General features: G+C 58.4%; 19 protein-coding genes and 1 tRNA gene. 12 read left to right on the top strand and 8 right to left on the bottom strand.

Annotation, left to right across the window (positions count from 1 at the left end; genetic code table 11):
- Positions 1-105 precede the first annotated feature (105 nt).
- Positions 106-191: transfer RNA gene (locus Q0908_RS05440), tRNA-Leu, on the top strand.
- A gap of 238 nt (positions 192-429) precedes the next feature.
- Positions 430-903: a DNA starvation/stationary phase protection protein gene (locus Q0908_RS05435; protein ID WP_299281639.1), complete on the top strand. Its 474-nt coding sequence runs from the start codon at positions 430-432 to the stop codon at positions 901-903.
- A 30-nt stretch (positions 904-933) separates the two neighbouring features.
- On the opposite strand, the gene Q0908_RS05430 is transcribed toward Q0908_RS05435, so the two are convergent.
- The 8 genes from Q0908_RS05430 to Q0908_RS05395 form a co-directional block, all read right to left on the bottom strand.
- Positions 934-1,179: a DUF1289 domain-containing protein gene (locus Q0908_RS05430; RefSeq protein WP_299281637.1), complete on the bottom strand. Its 246-nt coding sequence runs from the start codon at positions 1,177-1,179 to the stop codon at positions 934-936.
- Between the two features lie 78 nt (positions 1,180-1,257).
- Complete coding sequence (locus Q0908_RS05425; RefSeq protein WP_299281635.1) at positions 1,258-2,721, bottom strand: mannitol dehydrogenase family protein; 1,464 nt, start codon at positions 2,719-2,721, stop codon at positions 1,258-1,260.
- Positions 2,721-3,494, bottom strand: coding sequence for an L-iditol 2-dehydrogenase (locus tag Q0908_RS05420; protein ID WP_299281633.1), 774 nt, complete (start codon positions 3,492-3,494; stop codon positions 2,721-2,723). Before Q0908_RS05420 ends, Q0908_RS05425 begins: the two co-directional genes overlap by 1 nt.
- Positions 3,494-4,495, bottom strand: coding sequence for an ABC transporter ATP-binding protein (locus Q0908_RS05415; RefSeq protein WP_299281631.1), 1,002 nt, complete (start codon positions 4,493-4,495; stop codon positions 3,494-3,496). The genes Q0908_RS05420 and Q0908_RS05415 overlap by 1 nt, the downstream gene beginning before the upstream one ends.
- A gap of 12 nt (positions 4,496-4,507) precedes the next feature.
- Positions 4,508-5,338, bottom strand: a complete 831-nt coding sequence (locus tag Q0908_RS05410; protein WP_299152846.1) for a carbohydrate ABC transporter permease — start codon at positions 5,336-5,338, stop codon at positions 4,508-4,510.
- Positions 5,339-5,352: 14 nt separating this feature from the next.
- Positions 5,353-6,219 (bottom strand): sugar ABC transporter permease, encoded by an 867-nt coding sequence (locus tag Q0908_RS05405; protein WP_299281630.1) that lies wholly within the window; start codon positions 6,217-6,219, stop codon positions 5,353-5,355.
- Positions 6,220-6,371: 152 nt separating this feature from the next.
- Positions 6,372-7,685, bottom strand: coding sequence for a sugar ABC transporter substrate-binding protein (locus Q0908_RS05400; RefSeq protein ID WP_299281628.1), 1,314 nt, complete (start codon positions 7,683-7,685; stop codon positions 6,372-6,374).
- A 105-nt stretch (positions 7,686-7,790) separates the two neighbouring features.
- The gene (locus Q0908_RS05395; protein ID WP_299281626.1) at positions 7,791-8,828 is read right to left on the bottom strand and encodes a LacI family DNA-binding transcriptional regulator; all 1,038 of its coding nucleotides are present in this window, start codon (positions 8,826-8,828) and stop codon (positions 7,791-7,793) included.
- 417 nt (positions 8,829-9,245) lie between these two features.
- On the opposite strand from Q0908_RS05395, the gene Q0908_RS05390 reads away from it, so the two are divergent.
- The 10 genes from Q0908_RS05390 (at position 9,246) to Q0908_RS05345 (ending at position 20,065) form a co-directional block, all read left to right on the top strand.
- Positions 9,246-10,370, top strand: coding sequence for an efflux RND transporter periplasmic adaptor subunit (locus Q0908_RS05390; RefSeq protein WP_299281624.1), 1,125 nt, complete (start codon positions 9,246-9,248; stop codon positions 10,368-10,370).
- Between the two features lies 1 nt (position 10,371).
- A complete protein-coding gene (locus Q0908_RS05385) occupies positions 10,372-13,533 on the top strand; it encodes a multidrug efflux RND transporter permease subunit (RefSeq protein ID WP_299281622.1) in 3,162 nt (1,053 codons plus the stop codon).
- Between the two features lie 80 nt (positions 13,534-13,613).
- Entirely contained in the window at positions 13,614-14,783 is a 1,170-nt protein-coding gene (locus Q0908_RS05380; protein WP_299281620.1) for an alpha-D-ribose 1-methylphosphonate 5-triphosphate diphosphatase, read from the top strand.
- A gap of 108 nt (positions 14,784-14,891) precedes the next feature.
- Positions 14,892-16,094, top strand: coding sequence for a 3-oxoadipyl-CoA thiolase (gene pcaF, locus Q0908_RS05375; protein WP_299281618.1), 1,203 nt, complete (start codon positions 14,892-14,894; stop codon positions 16,092-16,094).
- 3 nt (positions 16,095-16,097) lie between these two features.
- Positions 16,098-17,075, top strand: coding sequence for a 1,2-phenylacetyl-CoA epoxidase subunit PaaA (paaA, locus tag Q0908_RS05370; protein WP_299281616.1), 978 nt, complete (start codon positions 16,098-16,100; stop codon positions 17,073-17,075).
- Positions 17,072-17,536 (top strand): DUF3291 domain-containing protein, encoded by a 465-nt coding sequence (locus Q0908_RS05365; protein WP_299281614.1) that lies wholly within the window; start codon positions 17,072-17,074, stop codon positions 17,534-17,536. The genes paaA and Q0908_RS05365 overlap by 4 nt, the downstream gene beginning before the upstream one ends.
- Positions 17,537-17,539: 3 nt before the next feature.
- Positions 17,540-17,824: a 1,2-phenylacetyl-CoA epoxidase subunit PaaB gene (gene paaB, locus Q0908_RS05360; RefSeq protein ID WP_299281612.1), complete on the top strand. Its 285-nt coding sequence runs from the start codon at positions 17,540-17,542 to the stop codon at positions 17,822-17,824.
- Positions 17,825-17,844: 20 nt separating this feature from the next.
- Positions 17,845-18,543 carry a 1,2-phenylacetyl-CoA epoxidase subunit PaaC gene (paaC, locus tag Q0908_RS05355; RefSeq protein ID WP_299281841.1) on the top strand — a complete coding sequence of 233 codons (699 nt, stop codon included), beginning with the start codon at positions 17,845-17,847 and terminating at the stop codon, positions 18,541-18,543.
- Entirely contained in the window at positions 18,537-19,004 is a 468-nt protein-coding gene (gene paaD / locus Q0908_RS05350; protein ID WP_299281610.1) for a 1,2-phenylacetyl-CoA epoxidase subunit PaaD, read from the top strand. The genes paaC and paaD overlap by 7 nt, the downstream gene beginning before the upstream one ends.
- Complete coding sequence (locus Q0908_RS05345; RefSeq protein WP_299281609.1) at positions 19,001-20,065, top strand: 2Fe-2S iron-sulfur cluster-binding protein; 1,065 nt, start codon at positions 19,001-19,003, stop codon at positions 20,063-20,065. Before paaD ends, Q0908_RS05345 begins: the two co-directional genes overlap by 4 nt.
- The last annotated feature ends 1 nt before the right edge of the window (position 20,066 follow it).

Below are 20,066 nucleotides of genomic sequence, written 5' to 3'. Positions count from 1 at the left end.
TCCGGAAAAGGCCAGCCGAAGCCGTCTGCAAGTCCGGCCCCGGCCCAGTCCAGAATCAGATTGACACCTTTGCCCGCTACGCTTAATCAGCCCGAACCACTTCGTGCCCAGATGGCGGAATGGTAGACGCGCTAGCTTCAGGTGCTAGTGTCCGTATGGACGTGGAGGTTCGAGTCCTCTTCTGGGCACCAACCACCCCCAAAATCCGAGAACGGCCGGTCCTTTGATAAGGACGTCGTCGCCCTATCAGCCTGTTTAGTGACGATCCTGCAAGACTGTTGCAGACTCCAGTCATCACATTTTTGCAAGCCAGCACACCAAACTTTAGAATAATTCTAAAAGCGACTTGGCAAGTGACAGCCAGCCTCTATGTTCATGGCATAGCCAGCACAGTGCCAGCCAGATCAGACAACTTTCGAGGGTAAGCATATGACACAGACCGCCGCAGCGTTGAACACAGACGCACGTACCGCCATCGCGGACGCACTGAACCAATCCGTCGCAGAGACCGCCGTCGCGACCATGTTGGCGCAAAATTTCCACTGGAATGTCAAGGGGATGGCTTTTGGCCCGCTGCACGAGTTGTTCCAGACGATCTACGAAGATCACTTTGTGGCTCAGGACGACCTGGCCGAACGAATCCGCGCCTTGGACGCCCACGCCGGCGGTACATTGGCCGGAATGCTAAAGCGGTCCAAAGTGCAGGAACATGATGGTCACGCAAGCGATCAGCAGATGATCAAGCTGTTGAAAGAAGCGCAGGAAACGCTTGCCGCGACGCTTGCAGGCAGTGGCGCGCTAGCGGCAGATCACGGCGACACCCTGACAGAGGATTTGTGCATCGCGCGCGGTCAGACCCACGAGAAGTTTGCATGGATGCTGCGAGCCCACCTCACCGACTGATCCACAAACGAGACTCCAAACCCATCGCGGTCAGAGGACATCCTCGGCCGCGATTTTCTTTTTGGCGAGCTTTTTGCGGTAGGCCAGCTCCCAATGCTCGTAGCGGCCCAAGCGGGCCTGCTGCGCGGTCAGCATTTCGATAAAGCCCTTGCGATGGGTGTCTTTCTTCAGGGCTTTGAACATGGATTTCTGCGCCTTGGTCATGGAACACCCGATGCAATGCCCCTCGCGTTTGAACTTGCACACATCAATACAGGGGCTGGGTGTTTTGGGCATGACGTGATCCTTGCTGACCCGATAGCTGGGCCTGACAGCCAGCAATTTCAACTCGGATCGGGTATCTTCCTGAGCGGCCTAGTGGCCCAGATAGGTGCGCAGCGCCGCCTCTGTGCCTTCGGCCCATACCAACGTCAACCAGCGCGTAAAGCTTTCGGCAAAACGGGCGTTGTTGCCGAGATCACCGTAAAACTGTTCCTGGCGCAACCATGCCATCGGATCGTTGCGGGTCTGTTGCGCCTGTGCGGTCAACTGTCCCCAATGAGGGTCATTAGGGGCAATGACGCTGCCGTCCTCTCGGGTGCCGGCGCACATGCGGGCCCACAACGCTTCGACCAAGGCGAGGCCGTCAATCGGCGTTCCTGCCGCCAGCGCATCGCGGATCACGGGGTGCAAAAAGCCCGGATGCCGGGACGAGCCGTCAAAGGCGACCCGCCGCGTAGTGTCGTAGATTTCAGGATTCGCAAACCGCTTGGTGATCAGATCGACATAAGCCGTGGGCGTCATTCCGGGGACCGCGACAACGTGAGGCACGATTTCTTCGACCGCGATCTTGGCAAACACCGGTCCGATCAATGGGTTGGCCATCGTGCCTGCAATGGTGGCGACAGACAACAACTCGCCCGGCGTCGCGATGATCTGGTGACCCGCATTGAGCAGGCGCAGCTTCATCGCCTCGTAAGTGTGCACATCGTCGGTAAATGTTGCACCAACCTTGTCCCAGTCAGGGCGGCCTGCGCAAAACTTGTCCTCGATCACCCATTGGCGGAAGTTTTCGTGGGTCACGGGCACAGCGTCATCGATCCCAAGGGATTGGGCCAGCGCCAGTTCGGTCTGCCCGGTCGCCGGGACAATGCAATCGACCATGGAATTGGGAAACGTGACGGTCTCTTCGATCCAATCGGCAAGGTCGGGGTCAGACAACCGCGCCAGCCCCACAACTGTCTGACGCAGGATGTCTCCGTTGCCTTGCAGGTTGTCACAGCTTTGACAGGTAAACGGACCGGCTCCGCTTGCGCGGCGCAGCTTGAGGGCTGCGACCATGGCGCCAAAGGCGGTTCTGGGCGTGTCCGGTAATGCAACATCATGCTGGATATCAGCATGATCCGCATCCAGCGTACCCTCAACGGTTTGATAATAGCCGCCCTCTGTCACTGTCATCGACACGATACGGATGGACGGCTCAGCCATGTGCGCAATCAGGGGCGCATTGTCATCCGCAACAGGGACAAATCCGATCATTGACCCGGTCACCTCCGCCGATTTGCCGGAGGGGTCGAGTTCGATCAGCGTCGTCAGACAATCCTGCGCCAACAGCTTTTCGCGTTGGGCCGCGTCGCCTGCGCGTACACCGGCACCCAAGATCGCCCAATCATGCGCCAGCCCCTGATCCATCAGCCGATGCAGATACCACGCCTGATGGCCACGATGAAAATTCCCCAACCCAATGTGAACGATACCCGCGGACAAGTCGGCGCGATCATAGCTTGGGGTGCGCACCGCGCTTGGCAAATCGCTGAGGGTATTCAGGTTCAATTTCATCAACTCATCCACTGGCCGCCGTCGACGTTATACGTCTGCGACAGAATATAATCGGAGTCAGAGGATGCCAGAAAGACTGCCATACCCGTCAAATCAGAAGGCTCCGCAAAGCGGCCCGCAGGCACACCCGCAGCCACCTCGGCCTTCTTCTGGCCCGGCTCTTTGCCTTCGAGTTTGGCAAACATCGCGTCCACATGATCCCAATGGGCACCATCGACGACGCCCGGTGCGATGGCGTTCACGTTGATCCCATGCTTGATCAGGTTCAACCCTGCCGATTGCGTCATCGAAATCACCGCCGCCTTGGTCGAGCAATAGACCAACACAAGGCTTTCGCCGCGCCGCCCGGCTTGCGATGCCATGTTGATGATCTTGCCACCGTGGCCCTGGGCGATCATCTGTTTGGCCGCTGCCTGCATGGTGAACAGGGTGCCTGCCACATTGACGGCATAAAGCCTGTCATAGCTGTCGCGGGTGATATCCACCGTCTCGGCGGCGTCAAACAAGGCGGCGTTGTTGATCAGGATATCCAGCTTGCCCGCATGTGATACGACGGAGGCAATGGCGGCATCAATGCTATCCTGGTCACTGACATCAATCTGGATGGCATAGGCCCTTTCCCCCAGGGCCCTGGCAGTCTCCTGCGCCAGCTCCAGATCGATGTCAGCAATCGCGACGCGCGCCCCTTCGGCCAGATAGGCCTCGGCAAACCCGCGCCCGATGCCGCGACCGGCCCCTGTGATCAGGGCCGATTTACCGTCGAGCCGTTTCATCAGATGCGCATGCCTTGCGCGTCAAAACGGTGCATCTGATCAGCCATCGGCGTCAGGTAGATCGTGTCCCCATGTGTCGCCTCAATGTCGCCGGTGATGCGGACGGTCATCATATCCATAAGCCCGGTCTCATGGATGTGAATAAATGTATCGGACCCCAAATGTTCGGCCACGCCAACGCGGCCTTTCCAAGCCCCTTCGATCTTGGACACGGTCATGTGCTCGGGACGAATGCCGATAGTGGTCGCATCGTGCTTGGCCGCCTCGGGCCCTTCAATCAGGTTCATCTTGGGTGAGCCGATAAAGCCCGCCACAAACTTGTTGCGTGGTGTGTGGTAGAGCTCGAGTGGCGAGCCAACCTGTTCAATCACTCCGGCCTGCAACACAACGATCTTGTCGGCCATCGTCATCGCTTCGACCTGATCGTGCGTCACGTAGATCATCGTGGTTTCGAGCTTTTTGTGCAGCTCGGAAATCTCAAGGCGCATTCCCACACGCAGGGCCGCATCAAGATTCGACAGCGGCTCGTCAAACAGGAACGCAGCAGGCTCACGTACAATCGCGCGGCCAATGGCAACACGCTGGCGCTGACCACCGGACAATTGCCCCGGCTTGCGATCAAGGTAGTCCGTAAGGTTCAGCGCCTTGGCCGCAGCCTCGATCTTGGTCTTTTGCGTTGCCTCGTCCAGACCCGCCATGCGCATCGGGAACGCGATGTTCTTGCGCACGGACATGTGCGGATAAAGCGCGTAGGACTGGAACACCATCGCCAGCCCGCGCTTGGCGGGGGGCAATTCGGTAGCGTTCTTGCCGTCGATGCTGATGTCGCCGGATGTTGTATCTTCAAGCCCGGCGATCAGGCGCAACAAGGTCGACTTGCCACAACCCGAGGGGCCGACAAAAACCACAAACTCGCCCTCGTTGATCTGAAGATCAAGCGGCGGGATAACTTGCACGTCGCCGAAGCTCTTGGTGACTTGGTTAAGTGTGATCTGTCCCATTGGTCAGGTTCCTTATTTCACCGCGCCGAACGTCAGGCCGCGGACAAGTTGTTTCTGGCTGAACCAGCCCATGATCAGAATGGGCGCAATTGCCATCATAGAAGCCGCCGACAGTTTGGCGTAAAAAAGACCCTCAGGAGCGGAGAAGCTGGCGATAAAGGCCGTGAGTGGTGCCGCATCTACGGTGGTCAGAAGGATGGTCCAAAACGCTTCGTTCCAGGCCAGAATGATGTTGAGCAGAATGGTCGAGGCGATACCCGGCAAAGCCATGGGCGTCAGCACATAGAGGATTTCGGAACGCAGGCTCGCCCCGTCCATACGCGATGCCTCAAGGATCTCACCAGGGATTTCCTTGAAGTACGTGTAAAGCATCCAGACGATGATCGGCAGGTTGATCAGCATCAGCACCACGATCAACAGCGCGCGACTGTCCATCACACCCAGCCACTTGGCCAGCAGCACCAGCGGATAGAGGACGCCAACGGCGGGCAGCATTTTGGTGCTGAGCATCCACAAGAGCACGTCCTTGGTGCGCTTACCGGGCACAAAGGCCATGGACCAGGCCGCTGGCACCGCGATCAGGATACCGAGCAAGGTCGAGCCGACCGCAATGATGATCGAGTTCATCAACGCCTTGGGATAGTTCGAGCGTTCCTGAACGGCCGTGTAATTCTCAAGCGTCCAGTCAAAGAAGAACCAAACGGGCGGATCGGCGATAGCTGTCCCTTCGGTTTTGAAAGAGGTCAGGAACGTCCACATGATCGGAAAGAACATCAGCAGACCAAACGCCCATGCAAGGGCCGTCCAGATGACTTTCTGTTTGGTGGTGATTGCGCGGGCCATATCTAAGTCCTCCCTCAGTTATCGAGGTTCTTGCCGACGATCCGCATCAGGAAGATCGCAACAATGTTGGCAAGGATGACGGCAATGATGCCCCCGGCGGATCCAAGGCCCACGTTCTGGCTTTCCAACACGCGCTGGTAGACCAGATAGGTCAGCGTGCGGGTGCCAAAGGCGCCGTTGGTGGTCACGAAAATCTCGGCAAAGATCGACAGCAAGAAGATCGTCTGGATCAGGATTACAACCGTGATCGCTCGGCTGAGGTGCGGCAGGATGATAAAGCGGAACCGCGACAGCACGGGCGCCCCGTCCATCTCGGCGGCCTCAAGCTGCTCACTGTCCAGCGACTGCACCGCCGTCAGAAGGATCAGCGTCGCAAAGGGCAACCATTGCCAGGCCACAATGATCACGATCGAGAATACCGGTGCCTGACTGAGAAAGTCATACGGCTGCAATCCGAGGAACTTGTAGAGGTAGGAAAACAGCCCATTGTCAACGTTGAAGAACATGTTCTTCCACACAAGCGCGGACACAGTGGGCATCACAAAGAAGGGTGCGATGACGAGAATGCGGACAATGCCCTGACCGTACATCTGCCGGTCGAGCAGTAGCGCCATCAATACTCCGCCCACGATGGTGATCGACAGAATACCGCCCACCATCCACAGGGTTGTGCCAACCGACCTCAGGAACGAGGACGAACTGACGAAGCGAACGTAGTTGTCAAACCCGATCCATGCATCAAACGTGGCGCGCAGCGGGCGGTAATCGGCAAACGAGAAGTAAAGCGTCATGCAGAGCGGGACGAGCATCCACACCAGCAATAGGAACACTGCGGGTGCGATCATGATGCGGGCGGCGGATCGGGAATGCGCTGTAGCCATGTCAGTGTTCCTTTGATTGAAAGTGAATACGCACGGAATCGAAGCTTGCGGAAATTCCAGCCGGAATTCGCGAAAGAGCCGATAATCGCAGAAAGATCTGACAGATCAGGCGGCGCGACAAACGCGCCGCCTGAGATGTTGAGTCGGAAGGCTTAGTAGCCGGCCGCTTCCATTGCTTCGGTCGTGATCTCTTGCGCGTTGGCAAGAGCCTGCTCGACGGTCTGCTGACCGGCATAGGCGGCCGAGAACTCCTGGCTCACTTCGGTCGCAATACCCGCGAACTCTGGGATCGCAGCGAACTGGACACCCACATAGGGGCTTGGTTCAACTGTGGAGTTGTTGGGGTCAGCCGACAGGATCGAGTCCAGAGTCATCTGTGCGAAAGGCACTTTCTGGTACTCAGGGTTTTCGTACAGCGATGTACGCGCACCCGGAGGCACGTTGGCCCAACCTTCGTTGCCGGCAACCAGTTCGATGTAGTCGGTGCTTGTCGCCCACTCGATGAACTGCTTGGCTTCAGCTTCTTGCTGTGTGCCCGCAGGAACGGCGAGCGCCCAGGCCCAGAGCCAGTTGGAGCGTTTGCCCAAACCATTGTCAGGTGCCAGTGCAAAGCCGACGCTGTCAGCAACAGTCGACTCGTCAGGGTTGGTCACAAAGGATGCCGCAACTGTTGCGTCGATCCACATGCCGCACTTGCCTTGCTGGAACAACGACAGGTTTTCGTTAAACCCGTTTGTCGCGTAACCGGCAGGACCGGAAGCGTCCATCATGTTCTTGAAGAAGTTGACGGTGTTCGCCCACGCTTCGGTGTCGAACTGTGCGTTCCAGTCTTCGTCGAACCAGCGTGCACCGAACGAGTTGGACATCGCAGTGATGAATGCACCACCTTCGCCCCAACCGGCTTTGCCGCGCAGGCAGATGCCGTTGATTTCCTGATCACGGTCGGTCATCGCAGCCGCAGCTTCGGCGATGAATTCCCATGTCGGCGCATCAGGCATTTCCATGCCAGCCGCTTCCATCAGGTCGGTGCGATACATCACCATCGAGCTTTCGCCGTAGAACGGTGCCGCATACAGCGTGCCGTCGTGGCTCAGACCACCGGCCATCGCGGGCAGGATGTCGCCGACGTTGTACTCATCCGAGAGGTCATCCAGCGGGACAAGCCAGCCGTTGGCACCCCAGATCGGCGTTTCGTACATGCCGATCGTCATGATGTCGAAGGACCCACCGTTTGTCGTGATGTCTGTTGTGACACGCTGGCGCAGCACGTTCTCTTCCAGCGTCACCCACTCGACGTTGATGCCGGTCTGTTCGGTGAACTGGTCTGTGTAACCCTGCATACGGATCATGTCGCCATTGTTCACGGTAGCGATGGTGATTGTCTTTGCGTGACCATCCGCGGCAGCGATGCCAGCCGTCAGGCCCAGGCCAACCGCAGTGGTCAGCAGTGTTTTCATTATAGACATTGATGTCCTCCCTTTTACACGCGTAAATATTGTGAGCGAGTCCGACACGAGTCAAGGTTATTTTTTGGGGCTCGCCATATTCTGCGATGCGGCATCTGATTTACTTCAGGCGGACTCGCGCAGTTTAAGCTCGCCATCGAAAAGCGTTATCTCGGGCGTATCGTCGGATACCTCACCGCGGATCATTTGCAGCAGCCGAGAAACCGCCTTCTTCCCAATGGCATCAGTGTTTTGCGCGACAGTTGTCAAAGCAGGATTAAGGTAAGGGCACAGCGGATAGTCGTCATGCCCGGCAATCCGCAATCCGCCTTTGGCCCCGCGCCCAGGCATCAGACCGTGCCGCGCTGCGGCACGTATCGCGCCGATGGCCACGCGATCATTCACGCACAGAATCGACCGATCGGTCAGGCGGCCATGCGCAAATTCAGTATCAAGAATCGCCTCTCCATGCTCTTCGAAATGGGCGCTGTCAGAGATGGATTCGGTGCCCAGAACCTCGGGCTCGAACCCCAGTTTTTCCATCTGCGCGATGTACGCTGCCTCGCGCTCAAGTGCGTTAAAGTTCACTCGCGGCATGGCAAGAAAGGCCGGTGGATCACCCACGCGACACAGATATTCAGTTATTAATCCAGTGCTTTGTTGGTGATTTGTACCAACAAAATCGACGTTTGGCATGGTCGTGGGGCGCGAATCCATCAGCACAAAGGGCAGCCGAGATTTGAGCCGAAGCTGCACGGCCTGATCGCTGTGATCGCCCAATGGGGCCACCAATGCACCATCCACATTCATCGACATAAACGTCTCTGCGGCGCGGGCCTCGATGGCGGGATCAGAGTGTGAGCACTGCGTGATAACGGTGAGCCCCGCGTGCATAGCCGCCTCTTCCACAGACTGCAGCAGCTTGGTGAAAAACAGATCATTCAGGTAGGGAATGATGACCCCGATCATGCCTGTCGATTTGCGATTGAGGCGCGTCGCAAAGAAGTTTGGCACGTACTCAACTTGGGTCAGTCCCTGCTCGATCCGCTCTACCGTGTTGGCCTTGACCGAGGTTGGATCCTGAAAAAAACGCGATAGCGTCGGCCGGGATACACCGATGGCAACCGACAACTCCTCCATCGTATTGATCCTTGGCTTCGGCATGGGTGCTCTCCGGCTGTCTCTCGCTCTTCACTATACCAATTCAAATATAGAGGTCGACATATTTTTACATGCGAAAAAATATTTGTTCGCAATTTTTTACATGGTCCAGACCAGAGCCGCACAGCCAGCAGCTAACCCGCTTAAGCTCGAAGCGCGAAATGCCGTCAGGCCGGTCTGGCTGCTTAAATGGCGGGCAGATTGGGTCATCCCGAATGCCCCTCACACATAAATGATTTAGGAGCCCATCAATTGCTCGACCACGGCCAAGCCGCTGCAGGGGTGTACTCTTTCGAGGGTTCCCCCCCCCATCACAGGCAAGATGGCGGGGTGAAGCGGCCCTTGACCCCAGACAGCCGAAAGCTAGAACCAAGGTCAGCCCCGGGGATGCCTCCGACACGAAAAAGAGGTTGCTTTGCCATGACAATTCGCCCCGTCCTCGCAGCATTCACACTTAGCCTCGCAGCAACACTCGCCGCCGCACAGGATGGGCCGCCCCCGGTCACTGTCGCCTCACCGGTGGTGAAAACCATCGTGGAGGACGACGAGTTTGTGGGCCGGTTCGAAGCACGGGCAGAAGTCATCGTGCGCTCTCGCGTGTCAGGCTACCTAGAAGAAATCCACTTTACCGAAGGCGCGCGGGTCGAAGAAGGTCAACTGTTGTTCAGCATTGACCAACGCCAGTTTCAAACCGCCCTACGCCAAGCCCAGGCTCAAATCGACGTCGCCCAAGCCAGTTTCGACTTTGCGCAAGAGCAGCTCGAGCGCGCGGAAGCGTTGATTGAGAACGGGACGATCCCGCAAAGCCTGGTGGATGAACGCCGCGAAGCCTACCTGTCAGCGCAAGGGGCACGCGAACAGGCGCGTGCTGCACTGGAATTGGCCGAACTCGACATGGAATATTCGCGGATTACGGCGCCGATGTCGGGTCGTATCGACCAAACGCTTGTTGATCCGGGCAATCTTGTCGGGGCCAATGACACCCGATTGACGTCTATCGTGTCTTCGGACCCCATATACTTCGTGTTCGATATCAATGAACGCTACTTTCTGGCTTATGCCCGCGACGCACGCGTGCGCGGTGCCTCCCTGCAGGAAGGCGCTGGCCAGCTTGAGGTCAAAGTTTCGCTGTCGGACGCCAGTGTTGAACCGATCAGTGGCTACCTCGATTTCTCCGAAAACCGGCTGGATGCAGATACAGGCACAATGCGTGTCCGCGCCGTGTTGGAAAACGCGGACGACATACTTACCCCCGGCCTGTTCGGCCGCGTGAACGTGCCCGGCTCACTGCCTTACGAGGGCATCCTGATCCCTGATGCGGCCATCGTCGCCGATCAAAACCGCCGTCTTGTTATGTCAGTCGATGACGAAGGCAACGTGACGCCCATTCCGATCCGGCCCGGTCCGACAATTGATGGTTACCGCGTGGTGCGCGAGGGGCTGGATGGCAGCGAAACAATTGTGGTCGAGGGGATCATTCGCGCCCGCCCGGGCAGCGTCGTAACCCCCGAGCGGATCGAACTGCCGCTGATCGCGGAAAACTAGAGTGGGTCGCTTTTTCGTTAGCCGCCCGATCTTTGCCATTGTCGTGGCCGTAATCACGACCATCCTTGGGATTATCTCTTACCTCCAGCTGCCGATCGAGCAATATCCACAGATCGCGCCACCGTCCATCGTGGTGCGCGCCAGCTATCCCGGTGCCGATGCGGCGACCATTGCGGCGACGGTTGCGACCCCGCTTGAACAGGAAATCAACGGTGTCGAGGGCATGTTGTACCTGTCTTCCTATGCGACAGCGGACGGTACGATGGTACTGACAATCACCTTTGACCTGGGCACGGATCTGGATGCTGCACAGGTTCTGGTCCAGAACCGCGTGTCCATCGCGGAGGCGCGCCTGCCCCAAGAGGTGCGTGCGCTTGGGGTGACCACAACCAAGTCCTCGCCCGACCTGATGATGGTCGTGCACATGCTGTCCCCGGACGAGACGTTCGACCAGCTTTATGTCTCGAACTATGCCCGATCGCGGGTTCGCGACCAGTTGGTGCGATTGGACGGCGTTGGCGATCTTCTGATCTTTGGCGAACGCGAGTTTTCGGCCCGCGTCTGGCTTGATCCAGACAAGCTTGTCTCGCTCAGCCTGACGGCAGGCGATGTTGTCGCCGCTTTGCGCGAACAGAACGTGCAGGTCTCGGGCGGATCACTTGGGGCCCCGCCCAACACTGCCGACAACGCGTTCCAAGTCACCGTCACGACCCAAGGACGGCTGGAAAGCCCGCGCGAATTTGGCCGCGTCATTGTAAAGGCATCGGATGACGGAAGGGTTGTACGTGTGCGCGACGTCGCGCGTGTAGAGATCGGTGCTCGATCCTACACAACCAACTCGTATCTCAACAACCAGCCCGCGGTCGCGCTTGGCATTTTCCAGCGCCCCGGCTCCAACGCGCTCGCCTCGGCTCAGGAAATCGTCGATCTCATGGATGTGCTGGCCGAGGATTTTCCCCCCGGGCTCGAATACGACGTGGTCTACAATCCAACCGAGTTTATCGAAGCGTCGGTCAACGCCGTTTACCAAACGCTGTTTGAAGCGGTGCTGTTGGTCGTCGTTGTAATCATCGTGTTCCTGCAGAACTGGCGCACGGCCGTCATTCCGCTTCTGGCGATCCCCGTGTCGCTGATCGGGACGTTCGCCGTGATGCTGGCGCTTGGATATACATTGAACCTGCTGACGCTGTTTGGCCTGATCCTGGCCATCGGGATCGTTGTGGATGACGCCATCGTGGTGGTTGAAAATGTCGAACGCAACATTGCGGACGGCATGACCCCGCGCGAAGCATCCGCGCGCACCATGGACGAGGTGCAAAGCGCGATTATTGGCACCACCCTTGTTCTGATCGCTGTCTTTGTTCCTTCGGCCTTCGTGCCGGGGATCACCGGGCAATTCTATAAACAATTCGCGGTCACCATTTCCGTGGCCACGGTGATTTCGACAGTCAACTCGCTCAGCCTGTCCCCTGCGCTCGCCGCCGCGATCCTGAAACCCAAAACAGACAAGAAATCGCGCAATCCGATTGCCATTGTCACCAGACCGTTTGCCAACGCCTTCAACCGTGGCTTTGATAAAATGACTGGATGGTACTCCAGCGTCGTCAAAGGGCTGGTGAGTTCGACGGGTATGCTTGTCGTCTGCTTTGTCGTGTTTGCCGGATTGGTCGGGACGACGTGGTGGATCAATCAAAAGGTGCCCTCAGGCTTCATCCCAGACGCCGACCAAGGCTATGCCATCGTGGTGGTCCAATTGCCCGAAGGCGCGTCGCTGGATCGCACGGACAGCGTCATTCGCCAGGCCACGGATATCGCGCTCGAGACGCCGGGTGTCACCAACGCGGTCGCGTTCGCAGGTTTCTCGGGGGCGACATTCACCAATGCCAGCAACCAGGGTGTCATTTTCACGACCTTCGACACATTTGAAAACCGGCTTGAAAGTGGCCTCGATGCCAACGCGATCGTCGGCCAGTTGTTTGGACGGATGCAAGTCTTGCGCGACGCCTTCATCATCGCCATCGCCCCGCCAGCGGTGCGCGGCGTCGGCAACGGTGGCGGCTTCAAGATGCAGCTGAAGGATAACGAGAGCGCCGACATGAACCGCGTTCTTGAGACCGCCTTTGCGCTGATGGGAGCCTCATCGCAGTCGGATGCGGTGCAGGGGGTGTTCACCACATTCTCCGCCAGTTCGCCGCAAGTCTATCTTGAGATTGATCGCGTGCGCGCGCAGATGCTGAACGTGCCCATTGGCAATATCTTTGAAACGCTGTCGATCAACCTTGGGTCTTCTTATGTAAACGACTTCAACGCCTTTGGACGCTTGTTCCAGGTCCGCGCTCAGGCGGACGAGCAGTTCCGCTTGGCCCAAGAGGATATAACTTCTCTCCGCGTTCGCTCGGCCACGGGTGCGCTGGTGCCACTTGGCACGCTTGTATCGGTGCGCGACACGGCGGGGCCTGCGCTGGTCCAGCGCTATAACCAACAGGTGTCGGTGCCGATCCAAGGCAATGCAGGCCCCGGAATTTCAACCGGCGAAGCCTTGATCGCGATGGAGGAGTTGGCCGAAACCGTCATGCCGCCGGGCGTCGACTTCGAATGGACCGAGCTTGCCTTGCAGGAACGCAACCAGGGCAACACCGCCGCCTACATCTTTGCATTCTCGATCCTGTTTGCGTTTCTGTTCCTTGCCGCACTCTACGAAAGCTGGGCCTTGCCGGTCGCGATTGTCTTGGTCGTGCCTTTGGCCGTTCTAGGTGCGCTTGCGGGGGTGATGTTCCGCGACATGGACAACAACATCCTGACGCAGGTGGGCTTGATCGTACTGGTCGGGTTGGCAGCCAAAAACGCGATCCTGATCGTGGAATTCGCCAAGCAGGCACAGGAAGAGCATGACATGTCGCCAGTCGAGGCTGCCATTGAGGCCAGCAGATTGCGTCTGCGTCCGATCCTGATGACAGCCTTTGCGTTCATCCTCGGCGTTGTGCCGCTGATGCTCGCGACCGGGCCGGGATCCGAGATGAGGCAAGCGCTTGGGACAGCCGTGTTCTTTGGGATGTCCGTGGTTACCTTTTTGGGGCTGTTCTTTACCCCCGTCTTTTATGTCGCGATCCGCAGGCTGTTTCCGGTCGGCAAAAAGGAACAGGTGCCCGCCGCCGACAGCTGACAACAACGGATATTGCAGATCGTAATACTGGCCCGCGCCGACGTTTGACAAAGAATTGCTGAACCTGCGACATGCGGGCCATGAACTCTGCGTCACCTCCAATTTCCAGCGTGGGGTCTGCGTGCCTCGCCAACGCGCAGCTGATCCTGCGGGATCGCGTCATGCGCGGATCGGTGACAATCGCAGACGGCCTGATCTCCGAGGTAAGCGAAGGCGATAACGTCCCCATTGGTGCAATAGACTGCGCGGGCGACTACGTTCTGCCCGGCCTTGTCGAACTGCACACCGACAACCTTGAACGCCACATCGAACCACGTCCGAAAGTCGACTGGCCCCATTTGCCCGCGCTGATCGCACATGACGCTGAACTGGCCTCGACCGGGATCACGACCGTCTTTGACGCGATGCGCGTCGGGTCGATCCTGAACGCCAAGGCGGGATACGCGCCTTACGCCCGCAACCTTGCCACCGAATTGTTGAACGCGCGGGCCGCGGGGCATTTTCGGATCAGCCACTTCTTGCATCTGCGGGCAGAGATTTGCTCTGAAACCCTGCTTGACGAGATGGCTGCGTTCGGGCCCGCCGACCGGATCGGCATTGTCAGTCTGATGGATCACACACCCGGGCAGAGACAATTCCGCGATCTCGTCAAACTCAAAGCCTATATCGCCAAAAAGCGGGGGATGACCGACGCGGATTTTGAGGCCCATGTTGCCAACCTGAAGCGGCTGCAATCGACCTATGCAGCCGCCCACGAAGCCGGTGCCGTGCGCGAAGCCGCACGCTTTGGCGCAGTGCTTGCCAGCCATGACGACACGACGGCCGCGCAAGTGCACGTGTCACACAAGAACGGTGTCCGCTTTGCCGAATTCCCCACAACCCAAGCAGCGGCCAAGGCCTGCCGGGACAAGGGAGTCGCGATCATGATGGGGGCCCCCAATATCATCCGTGGCGCATCACACTCAGGCAACGTGTCTGCCGGTGATCTGGTCGATGCAGACCTCCTTGATATCGTGTCGTCCGATTATGTGCCTTCGGCGCTGCTGTTGTCCGCGTTTCATCTGGCCGAGCGATGGGATGACCTGCCGCGGGCCATCTCTTGCGTCACCGACAACCCGGCGCAGGCGGTGAAGCTGTCAGATCGCGGGCGCATTGAGGTCGGTCTGCGCGGCGATATCCTGCGCGTCAAAACTGTTGACACAGTCCCCCTGATCCGTGGGGTGTGGAGCCACGGGGTACGGGTCGGATAGAGCGCCTTAATATGCGTTACCAATTTTGGCATCAGCAACCCCATTGTGTAACATTTCATTTGAAGCGAATCCTTTCCGCCGATACACTCAGAACCACCGGAGGACTTGATGGACGCTTTCATTTGCGACGCGCAACGCACGCCAATTGGCCGCTATGGCGGTGCCTTGTCGTCCGTGCGTGCGGATGATCTTGCCGCTGTCCCTATCGCAGCCCTGATGGCGCGCAACCCGGATGTGGATTGGGCGCGGCTTGACGATGTGATCATGGGCTGCGCCAACCAGGCGGGAGAGGACAATCGCAATGTCGCGCGCATGGCGACTCTGCTTGCAGGACTGCCCGTCGATGTGCCGGGCATCACCGTGAACCGCTTATGTGCCTCAGGCCTTGATGCGGTCGGTATGGCCGCACGCGGGATCAAGGCGGGCGATCTGGATATGGCCATCGCAGGCGGTATCGAAAGCATGAGCCGTGCACCGTTCGTTATGCCCAAGGCCGAAAGTGCCTTCAGCCGCGCCAATCAGGTCTATGACACGACCATCGGGTGGCGGTTTGTGAACCCCAAGATGCAGGTGGAGTTCGGTATCGATTCCATGCCTCAGACCGCCGACAATGTGGCCGCCGATTGGTCGGTAAGTCGCGCGGATCAGGACGCCTTTGCCGCACGATCACAGGATCGGTGGGCAGCGGCCCATGCCGCAGGCGCCTTTGCAGACGAAATCGCGCCCGTGATGGTACCACAGCGCAAAGGCGATCCAATTTGTGTGAGCACGGACGAACATCCGCGCCCCGGCACAGGCGTCGATAAACTGACCAAGATGCGCGGCATCAACGGGGCCGACCTGACTGTGACGGCAGGCAACGCGTCCGGGGTGAACGACGGCGCGGCAGCTTTGCTGGTCGCGTCCGAACAGGCCGCAAAAGACAACAAACTGACGCCGATGGCGCGCATCGTGGGCATGTCCGCCGCCGGGGTCGCGCCGCGCGTCATGGGCATTGGCCCCGTGCCCGCCTGCAAGAAGGTGTTGGCGCGTGCGGGCCTCACAATCGACCAGATGGACGTCATCGAACTGAACGAAGCCTTTGCGGCCCAAGGGCTCGCCACATTGCGCGACCTTGGCGTGGCGGATGACGATCCGCGCGTAAACGCGCAGGGCGGTGCCATCGCCATCGGCCACCCGTTGGGCATGTCCGGCGGACGCCTCGTGATGACGGCCGCATTTCAACTCAAACGCACCCGAACCCGGTATGCACTGTGCACCATGTGCGTGGGCGTCGGACAAGGCGTTGCACTTATCCTCGAAAGGGTCTGAACAATGTATGCACAGATGATCAAATCCGAAGCCTCGCAGGACGACCCCGAAAAGCTAACCGCCTTTCAGGCACGCATCGACGCAGGTGACAAGATCGAGCCAAAGGACTGGATGCCATCAGGCTATCGCAAGACCCTAATAAGGCAAATCGGGCAACACGCGCACAGCGAGATTGTCGGACAACTGCCCGAAGGCAACTGGATTACGCGTGCCCCCACGCTCGAGCGCAAGGCAATCCTGCTGGCCAAGGTACAGGACGAGGCGGGGCATGGGCTCTACCTTTACTGCGCTGCCGAAACGCTTGGAGTCAGCCGGGACGAACTGACCGAGATGCTGTTGGACGGGCGCATGAAATACTCGTCGATCTTCAATTATCCGACGCTGACATGGGCGGATATGGGTGCCGTCGGATGGCTGGTCGATGGGGCCGCAATCATGAACCAGGTGCCGTTACAGCGCACGTCCTACGGCCCATACGCCCGCGCGATGGTGCGCATCTGCAAGGAGGAGTCGTTTCACCAGCGCCAGGGCTTTGACATTATGATGAAGATGGCCGACGGGACCGACGCTCAGAAACGCATGGCGCAGGATGCGCTCGACCGGTTCTGGTATCCGTCACTGATGATGTTCGGCCCCTCAGATGCCGAAAGTGTGCATTCCGAACAGTCGATGGCATGGAAGATCAAGATGAACTCCAATGACGAGCTACGTCAGAAGTTCGTCGATCAGACAGTTCCGCAAGCGGAATATCTCGGGCTAACCGTGCCGGACGAAAATCTGAAATGGAACGAGGACAAGGGCGGCTATGACTTCAGCCAACCCGACTGGTCCGAGTTCTTCGAGGTGTTGAAAGGCAACGGCCCATGCAGCACCGAACGTATTGAAGCCCGGCAAAAGGCTTGGGATGACGGAGCCTGGGTGCGTGAAGCGCGCATGGCACACGCCGCCAAGAAACGCAGCGCAAAGGTAGCCGCGGAATGAACGTCGCCCAGCTTAATGTCGGCTATGCCCGCTATCCCACCGATGATCCGCGTATGGCAGAGTTCATGGACAACCTCGACCGGATGAACGCGCAGGCCGAACGCAGCCCCGGCTTTGTCTGGCGGATGCAGGCCGACAATGGCAACGCGACGGATATTCAGGTGCCCGGTGACCCGGACATGATTTCCAACCTATCGGTCTGGTCGGACGTCGCAAGCCTTGGGCACTACGTGTTCAACACGCTTCACGCCCGTTTCTATGAAAAGGGGGCCAAGTGGTTCGATCCAATGAAGGTGCCGCATTTCGTGATGTGGAACATCGATGACGGGCACATTCCGACGCTGACCGAAGCGATGGGGCACCTGCGCCACTTGCACGCGCACGGCTCGACCGATCACGCCTTTGGCTGGGACGCGGTGGATATGTTCGCATGGCGGCGATGCAATATGGCGGCGGAGTAGGATATGTCGACCGAATGGCCCCTTTACGAAGTGTTCATCCGCGGCCAACACGGCCTGTCGCACCGCCATGTGGGCAGTCTGCATGCGACCGACGCCGAACACGCGATCCAGAACGCCCGCGATGTCTATACCCGCCGCAAGGAAGGGGTCAGTATCTGGGTCGTCCCTGCGGCTGATATCACCGCCTCGTCGCCCGACGACAAGGGCCCGCTGTATGATCCGGCGGATGACAAGGTGTATCGCCACCCGACATTCTTCGACATCCCTGACGATGTGGGGGCAATGTGAGTGTCATTGGCTTGATCCGCATGGGGGACAATACCCTTGTTTTGGGACAGCGTTTGTCGGAATGGTGCGGACATGCCCCCGCGCTTGAAGAAGACATCGCGCTCGCCAATACGGCGCTCGATCTGATCGGGCAGACTCAGCTTTGGCTTGACCTTGCGGGTCAGCGTGAGGGGCAGGGGCGCACCGCCGACACACTGGCCTACACGCGCGATGCCTGGGATTTCCGCAACCTTTTGTTGGTCGAACAACCCAATCGCGATTTTGCAGTCACGATGACGCGGCAATTCCTGTTCGACACCTGGCATTTTGAGGCACTGCAAGCGCTGATCAATCATGCAGATGCCGACATCAGCGCCATCGCCCAAAAATCAGCCAAGGAGGTCACATATCATCGCGAGCGATCCACCGATATCGTGATCGCATTGGGCAACGGAACCGAGGAAAGCCATGACAGGATGCAGGGCGCGCTGGACCGGCTCTGGCCCTATGTGGGTGAGATGTTTGCGCAGGACGATGATGACCTGACGGATATGTCTGTATTGCGCGACGCGTTCGATGTGCATGTCAGTCAAACACTCTCTGAATCGACCCTAACCAAGCCGGATTCGGACTTCGCACATCAGGGCGGCAAGACGGGCACGCGGCATTCCGAGCATCTGGGTCACATGCTGGCGACGATGCAGGTGCTGCCGCGCAACTATCCCGGTGCGACATGGTAATGACGCGCCCTTCGGTGGATCAGGTGTGGGCGTGGCTCGACCAGGTACCAGACCCTGAGATCCCGGTGATCTCACTCGTTGACCTTGGCATTATTCGGAACGTGACGTGGCAAGGCGATACATTGGAAGTCGCCGTCACCCCCACCTATTCCGGCTGTCCCGCAACATCCGTTATCAATCTGGAGATTGAAGCATCGTTACGGGCCAATGGAATAGAAAACCTGTCTCTAAAAAGGCAGATTGCGCCCCCATGGACGACAGATTGGCTTAGCGACAGCGGCAAAGCCAAGCTGGAAGCGTACGGGATTGCGCCACCTCAGGCGGCGGGCGGTCCTCAGCACTGCCCGCATTGCAAATCAACCGCCTTAGAACGGATCAGCCAATTCGGCTCGACGCCCTGCAAAGCGCAGTGGCGGTGCACCGACTGCCTGGAACCCTTCGACTATTTCAAATGCATATGAATGATTTTCTGCCACTGACCGTGACTGACATTCAACGCACCATTCGAGACGCGGTGGTGCTGACGCTTAAGCCCGAAGCGCCTGAGGCGTTTCGCTTCGTCCAAGGCCAGTATCTTACATTCAAGCATGACTTTGATGGCGTCGAGCTACGGCGCAACTATTCGATTTGCGCTGGCGTGCAGGACGAAGCGCTTCAGGTTGGGATCAAGCGGGTCGATGGCGGCGCGTTTTCGACCTTCGCCAACACTGACCTGAAGGTGGGCGATACACTCCACGCGATGCAGCCAGCAGGCAAGTTCTATACAGATATCGACCCTAAAAAGGCAAAATCCTACCTGTGTTTCGCTGGTGGGTCAGGTATCACGCCAATCCTTTCGATCATCAAGACAACACTTGCCTACGAGCCTGACAGCACGATCACGCTGATCTACGCAAACCGCGCCGTGCACACGATCATGTTCCGTGAAGAGCTGGATGACATCAAGAACCGGTATATGGGTCGGTTTACCCTGATCCACGTGCTTGAAGCCGGGCAAGATATCGACCTGTTCTCGGGCCGCCTTGACGATGACAAATGCGTGGCGTTGTTCAAGTCCTGGATCGATATCAGCTCCGTCGATACGGCTTTCATTTGCGGCCCTGAACCCATGATGCTGACCATTTCCGCCACGTTAGAGACGCGTGGAATGTCCAAACAGGACATCAAGTTCGAGCTTTTCGGCGCAAGCCAACAAGGCCAGCTAGCGCAAAAGACCCTGAGCGCCCGCGCCCAATCCAGACCCGAAACCACGACTCAGATCACCATTGACGGCACCACGCACAGCATCGACATGGCCAAGGACATCTCGGTGCTCAACGCCGCGCTTGCCAATGACCTGGATGCGCCCTTTGCGTGCAAGGCCGGGGTGTGCAGCACATGTAAGGCGAAGGTCACGCAGGGTGAGTACGAGATGCTCAGCAACCATGCGCTCGAAGACGATGAAGTCGCTGCGGGCTTTGTGCTGACCTGCCAATGCTACCCGCTCAGCGATACGCTGAGCGTGGACTATGACCAACATTAGG

Source organism: uncultured Tateyamaria sp. (assembly GCF_947494755.1).
Taxonomy (GTDB): domain Bacteria; phylum Pseudomonadota; class Alphaproteobacteria; order Rhodobacterales; family Rhodobacteraceae; genus Tateyamaria.
This window is presented reverse-complemented; position numbering and strand designations above follow the sequence as displayed.

Bases quoted from the DNA above. Each gene is read 5' to 3' on its own strand.
- Q0908_RS05435 (WP_299281639.1), top strand. From the start codon at position 430: ATGACACAGACCGCCGCAGCGTTGAACACAGACGCACGTACCGCCATC.
- Q0908_RS05430 (WP_299281637.1), bottom strand. From the start codon at position 1,179: ATGCCCAAAACACCCAGCCCCTGTATTGATGTGTGCAAGTTCAAACGC.
- Q0908_RS05425 (WP_299281635.1), bottom strand. From the start codon at position 2,721: ATGAAATTGAACCTGAATACCCTCAGCGATTTGCCAAGCGCGGTGCGC.
- Q0908_RS05420 (WP_299281633.1), bottom strand. From the start codon at position 3,494: ATGAAACGGCTCGACGGTAAATCGGCCCTGATCACAGGGGCCGGTCGC.
- Q0908_RS05415 (WP_299281631.1), bottom strand. From the start codon at position 4,495: ATGGGACAGATCACACTTAACCAAGTCACCAAGAGCTTCGGCGACGTG.
- Q0908_RS05410 (WP_299152846.1), bottom strand. From the start codon at position 5,338: ATGGCCCGCGCAATCACCACCAAACAGAAAGTCATCTGGACGGCCCTT.
- Q0908_RS05405 (WP_299281630.1), bottom strand. From the start codon at position 6,219: ATGGCTACAGCGCATTCCCGATCCGCCGCCCGCATCATGATCGCACCC.
- Q0908_RS05400 (WP_299281628.1), bottom strand. From the start codon at position 7,685: ATGTCTATAATGAAAACACTGCTGACCACTGCGGTTGGCCTGGGCCTG.
- Q0908_RS05395 (WP_299281626.1), bottom strand. From the start codon at position 8,828: ATGCCGAAGCCAAGGATCAATACGATGGAGGAGTTGTCGGTTGCCATC.
- Q0908_RS05390 (WP_299281624.1), top strand. From the start codon at position 9,246: ATGACAATTCGCCCCGTCCTCGCAGCATTCACACTTAGCCTCGCAGCA.
- Q0908_RS05380 (WP_299281620.1), top strand. From the start codon at position 13,614: ATGAACTCTGCGTCACCTCCAATTTCCAGCGTGGGGTCTGCGTGCCTC.
- pcaF (WP_299281618.1), top strand. From the start codon at position 14,892: ATGGACGCTTTCATTTGCGACGCGCAACGCACGCCAATTGGCCGCTAT.
- paaA (WP_299281616.1), top strand. From the start codon at position 16,098: ATGTATGCACAGATGATCAAATCCGAAGCCTCGCAGGACGACCCCGAA.
- Q0908_RS05365 (WP_299281614.1), top strand. From the start codon at position 17,072: ATGAACGTCGCCCAGCTTAATGTCGGCTATGCCCGCTATCCCACCGAT.
- paaB (WP_299281612.1), top strand. From the start codon at position 17,540: ATGTCGACCGAATGGCCCCTTTACGAAGTGTTCATCCGCGGCCAACAC.
- paaC (WP_299281841.1), top strand. From the start codon at position 17,845: ATGGGGGACAATACCCTTGTTTTGGGACAGCGTTTGTCGGAATGGTGC.
- paaD (WP_299281610.1), top strand. From the start codon at position 18,537: ATGGTAATGACGCGCCCTTCGGTGGATCAGGTGTGGGCGTGGCTCGAC.
- Q0908_RS05345 (WP_299281609.1), top strand. From the start codon at position 19,001: ATGAATGATTTTCTGCCACTGACCGTGACTGACATTCAACGCACCATT.